This is a genomic window from Pseudomonas sp. NFPP24, from assembly GCF_900112095.1.
Lineage (GTDB): Bacteria > Pseudomonadota > Gammaproteobacteria > Pseudomonadales > Pseudomonadaceae > Aquipseudomonas > Aquipseudomonas extremorientalis.
Genome location: NZ_FOKD01000001.1, coordinates 711,593 through 724,275 on the forward strand (window position 1 = coordinate 711,593; position 12,683 = coordinate 724,275).

General features: G+C 61.9%; 13 protein-coding genes. 2 read left to right on the plus strand and 11 right to left on the minus strand.

The window, feature by feature from the left end; translation table 11 throughout:
- Nucleotides 1–192: 192 nt before the first annotated feature.
- Entirely contained in the window at nucleotides 193–1,092 is a 900-nt protein-coding gene (locus tag BM026_RS03280) for a LysR family transcriptional regulator (RefSeq protein WP_071490257.1), read from the minus strand.
- A 209-nt stretch (nucleotides 1,093–1,301) separates the two neighbouring features.
- Here BM026_RS03280 and BM026_RS03285 point away from each other — a divergent pair, with 209 nt between their 5' ends.
- A complete protein-coding gene (locus BM026_RS03285) occupies nucleotides 1,302–2,564 on the plus strand; it encodes an aspartate aminotransferase family protein (protein ID WP_092242256.1) in 1,263 nt (420 codons plus the stop codon).
- A gap of 172 nt (nucleotides 2,565–2,736) precedes the next feature.
- A complete protein-coding gene (locus tag BM026_RS03290) occupies nucleotides 2,737–2,895 on the plus strand; it encodes a YqaE/Pmp3 family membrane protein (RefSeq protein WP_003228885.1) in 159 nt (52 codons plus the stop codon).
- 5 nt (nucleotides 2,896–2,900) lie between these two features.
- Here the strand turns inward: BM026_RS03290 and pqqE are convergent, their stop codons facing one another.
- The 10 genes from pqqE to BM026_RS03340 all read right to left on the minus strand — a co-directional run bounded on the left by pqqE (nucleotide 2,901) and on the right by BM026_RS03340 (nucleotide 12,665).
- A complete protein-coding gene (gene pqqE, locus BM026_RS03295; protein WP_093514165.1) occupies nucleotides 2,901–4,031 on the minus strand; it encodes a pyrroloquinoline quinone biosynthesis protein PqqE in 1,131 nt (376 codons plus the stop codon).
- On the minus strand, nucleotides 4,024–4,299 hold the full coding sequence (gene pqqD, locus BM026_RS03300) for a pyrroloquinoline quinone biosynthesis peptide chaperone PqqD (RefSeq protein ID WP_093527325.1): 276 nt from the start codon (nucleotides 4,297–4,299) through the stop codon (nucleotides 4,024–4,026). Before pqqD ends, pqqE begins: the two co-directional genes overlap by 8 nt.
- Nucleotides 4,296–5,048 carry a pyrroloquinoline-quinone synthase PqqC gene (pqqC, locus tag BM026_RS03305; RefSeq protein WP_093527326.1) on the minus strand — a complete coding sequence of 251 codons (753 nt, stop codon included), beginning with the start codon at nucleotides 5,046–5,048 and terminating at the stop codon, nucleotides 4,296–4,298. Before pqqC ends, pqqD begins: the two co-directional genes overlap by 4 nt.
- Nucleotides 5,049–5,059: 11 nt before the next feature.
- Complete coding sequence (gene pqqB / locus BM026_RS03310; protein WP_058424746.1) at nucleotides 5,060–5,971, minus strand: pyrroloquinoline quinone biosynthesis protein PqqB; 912 nt, start codon at nucleotides 5,969–5,971, stop codon at nucleotides 5,060–5,062.
- 66 nt (nucleotides 5,972–6,037) lie between these two features.
- A complete protein-coding gene (gene pqqA / locus BM026_RS03315) occupies nucleotides 6,038–6,112 on the minus strand; it encodes a pyrroloquinoline quinone precursor peptide PqqA (RefSeq protein ID WP_003194766.1) in 75 nt (24 codons plus the stop codon).
- Nucleotides 6,113–6,271: 159 nt separating this feature from the next.
- Nucleotides 6,272–8,620, minus strand: coding sequence for a pyrroloquinoline quinone biosynthesis protein PqqF (pqqF, locus tag BM026_RS03320; RefSeq protein ID WP_093527328.1), 2,349 nt, complete (start codon nucleotides 8,618–8,620; stop codon nucleotides 6,272–6,274).
- 48 nt (nucleotides 8,621–8,668) lie between these two features.
- Nucleotides 8,669–9,463: a carbon-nitrogen hydrolase family protein gene (locus BM026_RS03325; RefSeq protein ID WP_093120830.1), complete on the minus strand. Its 795-nt coding sequence runs from the start codon at nucleotides 9,461–9,463 to the stop codon at nucleotides 8,669–8,671.
- A gap of 10 nt (nucleotides 9,464–9,473) precedes the next feature.
- On the minus strand, nucleotides 9,474–11,165 hold the full coding sequence (locus BM026_RS03330; RefSeq protein WP_092242276.1) for a flavin monoamine oxidase family protein: 1,692 nt from the start codon (nucleotides 11,163–11,165) through the stop codon (nucleotides 9,474–9,476).
- Nucleotides 11,166–11,311: 146 nt separating this feature from the next.
- Complete coding sequence (locus BM026_RS03335; RefSeq protein WP_093527330.1) at nucleotides 11,312–11,758, minus strand: Lrp/AsnC family transcriptional regulator; 447 nt, start codon at nucleotides 11,756–11,758, stop codon at nucleotides 11,312–11,314.
- Between the two features lie 37 nt (nucleotides 11,759–11,795).
- Nucleotides 11,796–12,665: a LysR family transcriptional regulator gene (locus tag BM026_RS03340; RefSeq protein ID WP_093514169.1), complete on the minus strand. Its 870-nt coding sequence runs from the start codon at nucleotides 12,663–12,665 to the stop codon at nucleotides 11,796–11,798.
- Nucleotides 12,666–12,683 lie beyond the last annotated feature (18 nt).

Here is a 12,683-nt window from a genome sequence, read left to right on the forward strand (position 1 = left end):
ACGTGCTGCTATTCGTCCTCTATCGCCATATTGGATCCACGGATAATCTACTTCACATGGACGTCGCGCAGGAAGCGCAAAGCAACAACACGGACACGTAGGATTCTGCCAGGACGGCGGAGTGAAATGGATGTCAGGGAAACAGTCTGCAAAGCCCCGCTTCGGCGGGGTTTTCTTTTGCCCGCGAAAAAGTCAGGCAGGCGCCTGCGGGGCATTCATCACGTCTTCCAGCAAGGTGCGCAGCAACGCCACCGTCGCCTGCTGGCGCTGCACATCGCGGCACACCAGACCGACTTTCAGCGGCACCCTGGGCTCACTCAAGGGCTTCCAAAGCAGCGCCTGGCTGTTGTGTTCATCCTGGGAGCGCCCCGGCAGCACCGTCGCCAGTTTTGTGTGAGGCAGGCTGTCGAGGATCCCCACCATGGTGTTGAGTTCCGCCTGGACCTGCGGGCGTCGCCCGAGGTTGGACAGTTGGCCCTGCCAGATCTGCCGCACCTGAAACTCTTCCCCCAACAGCAACATCGGCAACTCCGCGGCCTGCTTCAGTGAGACTTTCTTGAATTCCCGCAAGGGATGGTCTTCGGGGATGACCACCTTCAACTCATCTTCGTACAACAACACGCCGTGCAACCCCGGCTGGCGTGGCGGCAGGTAACTGATGCCGATATCCAGCGAGCCGTTGAGTAGCCGCCGCTCAATTTCGAGCCCGGTCAATTCGTAGATCTGCACCACCAAATGCGGCTGGGCCTTGCGCACGCGCTCGAGCATCTGCGGGACCAGGCTGGTGTGCACGGTTTGCAACACGCCGATGGCAAGCGTGCGCATCGCCTGGCCCTTGAAGTTGCGCAGGGCCTCAACTGCCTGTTGCATGCCATCGATCAGCGGCAAGGCGTGGTTGTACAGCGTATGCGCCGCCAGTGTCGGTAGCAGGCGCTTGCTGCTGCGTTCGAACAGACTCACATCCAGGTTCTGCTCCAACTGGCGAATCTGCTGGGACAGCGCCGGTTGGGAGATCGACAGACGCTCCGCAGCACGGCCTACATGGCCCTCCTCATACACCGCGACGAAATAACGCAGTTGCTTGAAATCCATAAGGTTTACTTATCGAAAAAGCTGGAAAATCGAAATGGCCGCTGGCCCCCGAGACGCCTAGTCTAGCGCTTATTCGCAGGGCTTACAGGGCCAGATCGGGCAATGAACAGCGTTTATATTGATGGCGTTTACATAGGCAAGGCAAAAAACCTCAAGGCAATGTTGGCACCTCGCACCGACCAAGGCCCAGTTGCTATTGGGGGCGAGCCATGAATCTATTCCGTCGCCCCGCGCCGAGCCTGGACGATTTAGTTCTGGAGACGCCCAGCGATAATCCTCCCAACGAATCCCTGATGCCCTCCGTCGCACGGCCGCCGCAAGTGTTCGTGCGCGGCCAGGGTTCCTGGCTCTGGGACAGTGACGACCGGGCCTACCTGGATTTCAGCCAGGGCAACGCAGCCAACAGCCTCGGCCACAGCCCACAGGTGTTGATCAAGGCGCTGGCCGACCAGACTCAGGCGCTGATCAACCCAGGCAACGGCTTGCATAACCGCGCTCAACTCAACCTTGCCGAGCGCCTGTGCCATCGCACCGGCAGTGACCAGGCCTACCTGCTCAACAGCGGCGCGGAAGCCGTTGAAGCCGCGATCAAGTTGGCGCGCAAATGGGGCCAACTGCATCGTGGTGGCGCTTACCGCATCATCAGCGCGAGCGGTGGTTGCCATGGTCGCAGTTTTGCGGCGATGTCGGCGTCGGCGGGCGAGAGTACCAATCGCTTCGAACCGCAACTGCCGGGCTTCAGCCATGTGCCCTTCAACGACCTGCCGGCCCTGCATGCCGCGGTCGACGCGCAGACCGTCGCCATCCTGCTGGAGCCGATCCAGGGCGCGGCCGGAGTGATCCCCGCGACGGAGCACTATCTCAAAGGGGTCGAGCGGCTGTGCCGTGAACTGGGGATCCTGCTGATACTCGACGAGGTGCAAACCGGCATAGGCCGCTGCGGCACCTTGCTCGCCGAACAGCAATACGGCGTACGTGCGGACATCATCACCCTGGGCAAAGGCCTGGGCGGCGGTGTGCCCCTTGCGGCGCTGCTGGCGCGTGGTAAAGCCTGCTGTTTTGAAGTGGGCGAGCTGGAAGGCACCCATCACGGCAATGCGCTGATGGCATCGGCCGGGCTGGCGGTATTCGATACGGTGCTGGAGCACGGCTTTCTGGAACAGGTGCGTGAGTCCGGCCTTTACCTCGGCGAAGGCCTTGCCCGCCTGGCCTATCGCTACGACCACGGCCCGCTGCGCGGCCACGGCCTGATGTGGGGCCTGGCGCTGTCGGATGATTCTGCGGATGCGGTGGTAAAAGCGGCCCTGCACGAAGGCCTGATCCTAAACGCCCCACAGCCCGGCTGCCTGCGCTTCACCCCGGCTCTCACGGTGAGCAAAAGCAACATCGACGAAATGCTCCTGCGCCTGGCCCGTGCCTTCTCCCGCGTGCGCACCGCACAACTGCAATGCCGCAAGGGCATCGCTGTTTAACCCCTATTCCTGAACCGTCTCGCGGTCTACGCGACGCCTCCGGCCTGATTCTTTTGGCTGGGGGCGTTTTTTTGCCTGGATGGCCCAACGCCAGATCCCACTGAACCCTCACGAACGCCCAAGGTCGATTAGCTACACGGCTCACACGAGCCGATTTTCTGGAGCTGATCCCATGGATTTCATTCGTATCATCATCGCCATTCTGTTGCCGCCACTGGGTGTGTTCCTGCAAGTGGGTTTCGGCGGCGCGTTCTGGCTGAATATCCTGCTGACCCTGTGCGGCTACATCCCGGGCATCGTGCACGCGGTGTACATCATCGCCAAGCGCTGAGGCCGTCAGCCTTTGGCGATGAGCCGTGAGTTGCGCTCATTGCGAAAGGCCAGTTGCTCGATGGTCTGGGTGGCGTGCTCGGCCTCTTCCCGCGCTTGCAGGATGATGCCGTGCTGCTCGGACTTGCTGCAGACCGGGTCGGCATTGCTCGCGTCCCCCGTCAGCATGAAGGCCTGGCAACGGCAGCCGCCGAAGTCCTTTTCTTTTTCATCGCACGAACGGCACGGCTCGGGCATCCAGTCGTAGCCACGAAAGCGGTTGAAGCCGAACGAGTCGTACCAGATGTGCTGCATGCTGTGGTCGCGCACATTGGGAAATTGCACCGGCATTTGTCGGGCACCGTGACACGGCAGGGCGGTACCGTCGGGTGTCACGGTCAGGAAGATACTGCCCCAGCCGTTCATGCAGGCCTTCGGGCGCTCTTCGTAGTAGTCCGGTGTGACGAAGATCAGCTTGCACGGGTGACCTTCCGCTTCCAGCCGGTCGCGATATTCGTTGGTGATGCGTTCGGCGCGCACCAGCTGCTCCCGGGTCGGCAACAACCCCACCCGATTAAGCTGTGCCCAGCCGTAGAACTGGCAGGTGGCGAGCTCCACGAAGTCGGCCTCCAGCGCAATGCACAGTTCGATGATGCGGTCGATCTTGTCGATATTGTGCCGATGGGTGACGAAGTTCAGCACCATCGGGTAGCCGTGGGCCTTCACGGCCCTGGCCATTTCCAGCTTCTGTGCGAAGGCTTTTTTCGAGCCGGCCAGCAGGTTGTTCACCTGTTCGTCGCTGGCCTGGAAGCTGATCTGGATATGGTCCAGGCCGGCTTTCTTGAAGTCGCTGATCTTCTGCTCGGTAAGGCCGATGCCCGAGGTGATCAGGTTGGTGTAGAACCCCAGTTTGCGCGCTTCAGCGATCAGCTCGGCCAGGTCCTGGCGCACCAGCGGTTCACCGCCGGAAAACCCCAGCTGCGCGGCCCCCATCTCGCGGGCTTCGCGAAACACCTTGAACCACTGCTCGGTCGTCAGCTCCTTGCCCTGCTCGGCAAAGTCCAACGGGTTGGAGCAGTACGGGCACTGCAACGGGCAGCGGTAGGTCAGCTCGGCCAGCAACCACAGCGGCAGGCCGATGGCCGGCTTTTCAGGCAAGGGTGATCCAGTGCTCAGCACGGGCGACCTCCATGAATTGCTCGATGTCTTCACCGAGCTCAGGCACACCAGGAAATTGTTTCTCCAGCTCGGCGATGATGGTCGCCACGTCGCGTTCGCCGTCGATCAAGCCACCGATCAATGCGGCGCTGTCGTTGAGCTTGATCATGCCTTCGGGGTAGAGCAACACGTGGCCTTTTTGCGCCGGCTCGTACTGGTAACGGTAGCCTGGGCGCCAGGTCGGTTTCTTGCTGCGGTCAAAGCTCATAGGGTGATCCCTTTATGCCACACCCGCTGCTCGGTCACGCTGTGATATGGCGGGCGCTTGAGTTCATAGGCCATGCTCATGGCATCGAGCATGCTCCACAGGATGTCGAGTTTGAACTGGAGAATCTCCAGCATGCGCTCCTGGCCTTCACGAGTGGTGTAGTGCTGCAGGGTAATTGCCAACCCGTGTTCCACATCGCGGCGGGCCTGGCCCAGGCGGGTGCGGAAATATTCATAGCCGGCCGGGTCGATCCAGGGGTAATGCTGCGGCCAGCTATCGAGGCGCGACTGGTGGATCTGCGGCGCGAACAGCTCGGTCAGCGAGCTGCTCGCGGCTTCCTGCCAACTGGCGCGACGGGCGAAGTTGACGTAAGCGTCTACCGCGAATCGTACGCCAGGCAGTACCAACTCCTGCGAGCGTAGTTGGTCGGGGTCGAGGCCCACCGCCTGGCCCAGGCGCAGCCAGGCTTCGATGCCGCCGTCCTCACCGGGGGCGCCATCGTGGTCGAGCAGGCGCTGGATCCACTCGCGACGGATCTCACGGTCCGGGCAGTTGGCCAGGATCGCGGCGTCTTTGAGCGGGATATTCACCTGATAATAGAAACGGTTGGCGACCCAGCCCTGGATCTGCTCGCGGGTGGCGCTGCCTTCGTACATCGCCACGTGATACGGGTGATGGATATGGTAGAAGGCGCCCTTGGCCCGCAGGGCGGCTTCGAACTCGGCGGTGGTCAATGGCGTGTCAGTCATCTCGTCAGCTCCTACAATTCAATGCTCATGCCGTCGTAAGCCACTTCGACATTGCGCCGCACCAGCTCCGCTCGCTCGGGGGAGTCTTCATCGAGGATCGGGTTGGTGTTGTTGATGTGGATAAGCACCTTGCGCTGCTCGGGCAACTGTTCCAGCACTTCAAGCATGCCGCCGGGGCCGTTTTGCGCCAGGTGGCCCATTTCGCGGCCGGTGCGGGTGCCAACGCCACGGCGCTGCATTTCATCGTCATCCCACATGGTGCCGTCCACCAGAAGACAGTCGCTGCCGGCCATGATCTCCAGCAATGGCGCGTCGACCTTGCCCAGGCCCGGGGCGTAGAACAGCTTGCCGCCGGTGCGCAGGTCTTCGACGATCAGGCCGATGTTGTCGCCGGGGTGCGGGTCGAAGCGGTGTGGCGAGTAGGGTGGGGCTGCGCTGCGCAGGGGCAGCGGGGTGAAGCGCAGATTGGGGCAGGCCGGGATGGTGAAGCTGGCGTCCAGCTCGATGCGGTTCCAGGCCAGGCCGCCATTCCAGTGGGTGAGCATGCTGAACAGCGGGAAACCGGTGCTGAGGTCTTCATGGACCATGTCGGTGCACCACACCTGGTGCGGGCAGCCTTCGCGCAGGCTCAGCAGGCCGGTGGTGTGGTCGATCTGGCTGTCCATCAGGATGATCGCGCTGATGCCGGTATCGCGCAGGGCGCGGCCGGGTTGCATCGGTGCAAAGCCCTGGAGTTGCGCGCGGATATCCGGCGAGGCATTGCACAGCACCCAATTCACGCCATCGTCGGAGATCGCGATGGACGACTGGGTACGCGCCTGGGCCCGCAGGCTGCCATCACGAAAACCCGCGCAGTTCACGCAGTTGCAGTTCCACTGCGGGAAACCACCGCCGGCGGCGGAACCTAGAATCTGGACAAACATGGCAGCTCCATCAAGCTCAAAACAAAAACGCCCCGGGCGAACCGAGGCGTTGTAGTACCCAGCGGATTAACGGCTGGCGAAGTACATGGTGACTTCGAAACCGATGCGCAGATCAGTGTAAGCAGGTTTGGACCAGGTCATATTCTTACTCCTACGAAGGGATGGGACGTTTACTACCAAGTAATACATATAGTCCACCTCCAGTCGGAGATGTTCAGATGTGTGCGTGGGAATATTACTCAATTCTTTTCAAGTTAGCGCTGTCTTGAGGGAGAAAGCCTTTTGCAGGGGCGGCAATGATCACCCTGCCGCTTGCCACGCAGTCGAGATGCGCGGGCCGTTGGCGATGCAGCGCCAGCCGCCTGCGGCGTCGTTTAATTGTTGCGCGGCATGCTGCAATGCTTCGCGGGTACAGGTTTGGATCCGGGCTTGAAGTTGAACCAGGTAGTCCGACGGATGGCCCGCCAGATGGGCATGCCACAGCAGTTCGGCGGCTTGGGCGTTGGGCAGCGTCCGTACGCAGAACTGCTCGGCCAACGCCAGGTTGCCCAGGTCGTCGCTGCGGTCGATCAGCGCCGGCAGTTGCTTGAGGAAGGTGTTCAGGTGATCGGCGATGCCCGACAGGGACAGGCCAGGGGATTGCACACCGAACAGCAGGCCGGTCTGGCCGTTTATCTGTCGGATGCCGCTGAACACGGCGTAGCCGATTTGCAGCTCTACCCGCAGGCGTTGGTAGAACGGCGCCTGGAGCAGATGGCCGAGTAGTCGCCATGCGGCTTCGTCCGCCAAGGATTGGCTTGGCGTTGGACAAAACAGCAGCAACGCGGCTTCGTTTGAGTCGGTTTCCACCTCATGCCAGATACGTTGGCCGCTCAGGGATGGCGCGACGTGATTGAGGCTCGCGAGTTGCCCCGGCAGGCGGGCCGCAGCAGTTTTGATCAAGGCTTCATGGGGGGTAGAGAAACCCAGCCCCAGGCCGTGCCAACGTGCGGAGTCCCACGAGGCTGGTTCGGACGTGGTCGAGGTGCAGCAAGCGGGCAGCGTCTTGAGCAATTCGCGGATGGCGATCATGGGCGGCGCGGCGGCTTGTGCCTCTTGCGGCTCGCCCAGGCGTTGCGCCAGCACTTCCAGAACTGCTGGGATCGGCTCCTGTAGCCCGACCATTTTCACCCGCCAGTGACTGCCCAGGTTTTCGAACGACACGTCGACACCCGCCTGGCGTGCATTGTCGCGCAACGATTGCAAAGCGTTTTCCGGGTGTGGCGGAGCTGATTGCCATTGCAGATACAATGCTCCTTCGTTGCTGTCGTCCGCCAATGCCTGGCTGAAGGTCAACGCCGATGCATCCCGACGCCCTCTGGAGCGATCCTGGGCAAACGTGCGCAAGCCTCGGTGGGCGCTGGTCTGGCCGCGGATCAGGCCGGCGCGTTCTTCCTTGACCGGCGGACGCAGGAAGGGGTTGTTCGGCGGCAACTGCCAAGTGAGTGTGGAGGGCGGCAGGTGCAGCGAATCCAGCATGGCCTTGAGGGCGGCGACATCCAGTTCCGACAGGCCTTGGTTGTCGTTTCGGGCCAAGGCCAGAGCGCCTTGGGTCTGTTGTTGGCGAACGGCCAGCAGTGCGAATTCTTCGCGCAACGCCGTCCAGTCGCTATGTGCGAAAAAGGCCAGCCAGTCGTACAGCAACGCCTCGACGTGTGTCGCCGATTCAGCGGGACCACTGAGTGTAAAGTCGATAGCCAGCACCGCTTGCCCAGCGAAGTGATACAGCACCGACGCCTGCAGTGCGCTCGCCAGTTGCTGCGCTTTCAGCTCCGCCAGCAAGCCACCGGGTGCCGAAGCGTTAAGCCAGGTGCAGAGGAATGCCAGTGCTTCCCGGGGTGCATTGCACGTGATGACCTGATGCAGGTGATCATTGGCGATGTGCCGATAGCGCTGGGCTTGCCCCGGCATCAAGGCCGGGGGGGTGGATTGCACACGCAGAGGTCCTGAGATCAGGTGCTCACTGAACCGCTGTGCCAAGCCTTCCAGTGCCTCCAGCGATTGTGGGCCGGCCAGGCTCAAGGTCATCTGCCCACTCTGATAGAACTGCGTATGAAATTCCCGTAAGGCTTGCTGAAATGTCTCATGCTCTACTGGCAGGCTGTCGCGGTTGCCCGCATGGAAACCCCGCAGAGGATGATCCGACGCCAGGCCTTCCAGTAGTGCCACTTGCTGTTGTGCCGTTGCATCCTGGGACCAGGCGATAAACTCCGCGTGCAGCACCTCGCGCTCACGCAGTTGGTCCTCCAGCGCCAGGCGCGGATGGGTCAGCATGTCGGCCAAGCGCTCCAGGCCCCCGGCAAACGTGGCCGCCGGCAGTTCAAAGAAAAAGTCCGTAGTGCGCTCACGGGTGCTGGCATTGACCTGGCCTCCATGGCGTTGCACGTAGGCCATCAACCCTTCGCTTGTGGGAAAACGCTCGGTCCCGAGGAACAGCAAATGCTCCAGGAAATGCGCCAGTCCCGGCCATGCCAGTGGCACGTCGTGGCTGCCGGCCGCCACCCTCAGCACGGCCGCGCAACGCTTTAACCGTGGGGCGTGATGCAAGGAAACCCGCAAGCCATTGGCCAGGGTCAGGTGAAGGTAATGAGGGTGGGCCGGCGCAGGCATGGGCACTTCCGAAACAGAGAATGTGCCTATGCTAGCAAACCGGCTGGATCAGGGCTTGTGCAGCGCGCCGTACAACTCGGGGCGGCGATCTTGCAGGTAGTGATTGGCACTGCGGGCGTCGAGGAGCGATTGGCGCTCCAACTCCCCGACGATCAGTGCTTCGTCCAGGCCGGCCTGGGCAATACGCTGGCCATTCGGCGCGGCAATGCTGCTCTGCCCGCAGTACTGGATCTCGCCTTCATGCCCGCAGTAATTGGCGTAGGCCACATAACACTGGTTTTCAAAGGCCCGCGCCCGCACGGTGACATCGGCGACAAAATCGAACGGCACCATGTTGGCAGTGGGCACCAGGATCAGCTCAGCGCCAGCCAGGGCCAGGCGCCGGGTGTTTTCCGGGAACTCCAGGTCATAGCAGATCAGGAAACCGAGCTTCCAGCCGTTGAGTTCTACCAGTGGGAAATCATCCTCACCGGCGCTGAACATCGAATGGTCCAGATCACCAAACAGATGGGTCTTGCGGTAGTTGCACAGGCGCTGGCCGTGGGCGTCGATCAACTGCACGGCGTTGTAGATCTGTCCATCTGCGGCCCGCTCAGGGTAGCCGTACAGAATCGCCAGCCCGGCGCTTTTGGCCAGTTCGGCAATGGCCTGCGCCGACGGCCCGTCCTGTGTCTCGGCCAAGGCGCCAACGGCCTCGGCACCGATGTTGTAGCCGCTCAGGAACATCTCCGGCAGCACCAGTACATCGGCATCGGATGCCTCATGCGCCAGTTGGTGCAGGCGCTTGAGGTTGCCGGCCACATCCAGCGGCAGCGGCGGGCATTGGTACAGGGCGACGCGCATGTTCAACTCCTTAATCCGCCAGGGCAATCGGCCCGATTTCATCGAACACATCACCCGGCCCCGGGTTCTCGGGGTGAGTGCTGCCGCCGAAGTGGGTCATGATGCCCCACACCGCGTTCAGTGAGGTTTGCACCGCGCCCTCCACCCAGGCCGGCGTCCAGGACACATCATCACCAGCGATAAAAATCCCACGTTGTTCGGCGGGCATGTCCTTCTGCATGAAGTGTGCATACATGCGCTGGTTATAGCGATAGTGCCCCGGCAACGCGCCCTTGAAGGCCCCGAGGAAGTGCGGGTCGGCTTCCCAGGACACGGTGATTGGATCGCCGATAATGCGTGCCTTGATATCGACTTTCGGGTAGATCTTTTTCAGCGCGTCGAGGGCAAGTTTCACCCGCTTGTCGATGGGCTGCGGCAGCATTTTCAGGGCGTCGCTCATCCACGAGTACGACAGGCAGATCACCCCCGGCTTGTCGTCGCCGTTATCGAACAGGTAGGTGCCACGGGTCAGGCGGTCGGTGAGGGTCATGCTCATCAGGTCACGGCCGGTTTCCGGGTCTTTGTCCTTCCAGAACGGGCGGTCGACCATCACAAAGGTTTTCGATGATTGCATGTAGCGTGTGCGGTCCAGGGCCATCCACATTTTTTGCGAGAACAGGCTTTCGTCGCATTCGATCTGGGTGGTCAGCAGCCAGCTCTGGCAGGTGGTCAGCACGGCGGCGTACTCGCGGGTGTCGCCATAGTTGTCGGTGACGGCAAAACGGCCATCGGCGGCATGGGCGATACGTTTGACGCCCGCGCGTGGCGCGCCGCGATGCAGTGAACTCAGGCTGGTGCCGGCCGGCCAATGGGCGCAGCGCTCCGGTACATGGCGCCAGATGCCCATCGGCACCTGGGCTACGCCGCCGACCACCAGGTGTTGGTGGTCGTCGCAGTTGGTCATCACCACGCGGAAGATTTCCAGCATCGAATTGGGGAAGTCAGAGTCCCAGCCGCCGGTGCCGAAACCCACCTGGCCGAAGACTTCACGGTGCAGGAACGACAACTTGGCGAACGCCTTGGAGGTGGCGACGAAGTCGTAGAAGGTGCGGTCGTCCCACAGCGGCACCAGCTTGTTCCACAGCTCCTTGAGGCGCGGCACGTCGCGGTCGCGGATGGCCTGCTGGATATCACCGAACTGCGAACCGGCTTCCAGCGCATCGGCCCAGGCGTCCGCGACTTCCTGGAACAGTACCGGCAAGTCGGAGAGCTTTTGCGCGTAGTGGGTCTGGCCTTCAAGGTCGATGACCGTGCTGCCGGAGGCCGGGGTCAGCGGGTTGGGGAAAGGTTTGGTTTCCAGGCCGAGCTTGTCCACATAGTGGTAGAACGCCGTCGACGACACCGGAAAGCGCATGCCGCCCAACTCGGCGATGATACCTTCGGCGCCTTCAAAGGCCTGGGAGCGCAGGCGGCCGCCCATTTTCGAGGCTTCGTACACCACCGGCTTGAGGCCCAGCTTCATCAGTTCGTAGGCGGCCACCAGACCCGCGATGCCGGCGCCGACGATCGCCACTTCGGCGCCGTGGTGGGCGGCGGGGATGCTGCCCAGGCCTGCCGGGTGTTCGATCCAGTCATCAAAGGCAAACGGGAAGTCCGGGCCAAAGATGGTGATGGGCTTTTTACCGTCTGCAGGGTGGCGATTGTTTTTGTTGAAGGTGTTCATGGCTGACCTGGCTGATGACCCGACGGGGCACGACCCGCTGAGTATAGGAAAAGATGGCAGCCAGTTTAGGGAGCGCGGCGTTCGTTAATAAGACGCAAAGTGTCGTCGGATTGAACTTTTTTTAGTCAGAATGACGAAACTGTTGGTCAGATTGGTTGACCGCGATCCAGTTTGTTACTGAGGATGATCGACGTGGTGGTTTTCTCCACGCCGTCGACGCTGCCGATCTGGTCCAGCAGTTGGTCCAACTGCTCCGGCGAATCCGTGCGCAGCCAAGCCACGTAATCAAACTCTCCACTCACCGCGCACAACTGCTGCACCTGGGCCATGGCACTCAACCGGCGCAACACTTCTTTGCCCGAGCGTGCCTGTACGGTGATGCCCACATAAGCCTGCAAACCACCATCGACCACCCGCTGCCCGAGGCGCACGCCATAACCGGTGATCACCTGGGTTTTCTCCAGGCGTGCCAGGCGTGACTTCACTGTGGTGCGCGCGATGCCCAACTGCCGGGCGAGCATGGCCACGCTTTCGCGGGCGTTGATCTGCAGGGCGGCGATCAGTTGGCGGTCGATTTCATCTAGGGCAGGCAAGGCGAGGGCTCCGGTACGGGGGCAATGGGTTGGCATCTTACAGGTTGGCGCTGGCGAGCAGGCAGCGGGTAAACAGTTGCGGCACGGGCAGCTGGCGTTGACTGTAGCGGCTCAGCAGGATGATTTCGCGGTAAAAGGTCCGGCTGCCCAATGGGATGACTCGCACGTTGGGCGAGCGTTCCAGCCACAACCCGGCCTGAGGAATCAGCGATACGCCCAGGCCGCATTCGACCATCTTGACGATGGCCTCCAGCTCATCCAGCTCCAATGCTACCTGCACGTCAAGTTTATGTTCCTTCAGGAATCGGCTGACCAGGCGACCGCCAAATGAAGTGCGGTCATAGCGCACATGGGGCTGCGTCGCCAGCAACTGCAACGGGTTATCACCCGCCAACGTGTGAGGCACGATCAGCGCGAACGGCTCCTTGCGCAGCACCTGCACGTGCAGTTCCTTGGGCAGGTCGAAGGGCGGGCGGATGATGATCGCCGAGTCCAGCTCACCGGCGTCCACCCGGCTCAACAACTCCAGGGACACGCCCGGTATCAACTTGCACTCCACCGTCGGTGCCGCCTGACGCAAACGCACCAGCGCCTGGGGTAGCAGGCCGGTCTGCGCGGTGGTGATGGCACCCACTTTCAGTTCGCCCCGGTACTCGTTGGCATGCACGGGTACGGCCATGCGGTTGAAGGTTTCCAGTATCTCCCTGGCCAACGGCAAGGCACGCAAACCGGCTGCATTCAACGTGGCCTGGCGCCCGGTACGATCGAACAACTGCACGCCAAGCGCCTGCTCCAATTGACGAATCTGCGCACTGACCGCCGACTGCGTCAGCCCGATATGCATGCCCGCCGCCGCAAACGTGCCGTGACGGGTTACCGCAATAAAGGTCTTCAATTCGCGCAGCATGGGCGTCTCGATTGATCG

Coding starts and splice junctions, on each gene's coding strand:
- BM026_RS03280 (WP_071490257.1), bottom strand. CDS start 1,092: ATGGATTTCAAGCAACTGCGTTATTTCGTCGCGGTGTATGAGGAGGGC.
- BM026_RS03285 (WP_092242256.1), top strand. CDS start 1,302: ATGAATCTATTCCGTCGCCCCGCGCCGAGCCTGGACGATTTAGTTCTG.
- BM026_RS03290 (WP_003228885.1), top strand. CDS start 2,737: ATGGATTTCATTCGTATCATCATCGCCATTCTGTTGCCGCCACTGGGT.
- pqqD (WP_093527325.1), bottom strand. CDS start 4,299: ATGAGCTTTGACCGCAGCAAGAAACCGACCTGGCGCCCAGGCTACCGT.
- pqqC (WP_093527326.1), bottom strand. CDS start 5,048: ATGACTGACACGCCATTGACCACCGCCGAGTTCGAAGCCGCCCTGCGG.
- pqqB (WP_058424746.1), bottom strand. CDS start 5,971: ATGTTTGTCCAGATTCTAGGTTCCGCCGCCGGCGGTGGTTTCCCGCAG.
- pqqF (WP_093527328.1), bottom strand. CDS start 8,620: ATGCCTGCGCCGGCCCACCCTCATTACCTTCACCTGACCCTGGCCAAT.
- BM026_RS03325 (WP_093120830.1), bottom strand. CDS start 9,463: ATGCGCGTCGCCCTGTACCAATGCCCGCCGCTGCCGCTGGATGTGGCC.
- BM026_RS03330 (WP_092242276.1), bottom strand. CDS start 11,165: ATGAACACCTTCAACAAAAACAATCGCCACCCTGCAGACGGTAAAAAG.
- BM026_RS03340 (WP_093514169.1), bottom strand. CDS start 12,665: ATGCTGCGCGAATTGAAGACCTTTATTGCGGTAACCCGTCACGGCACG.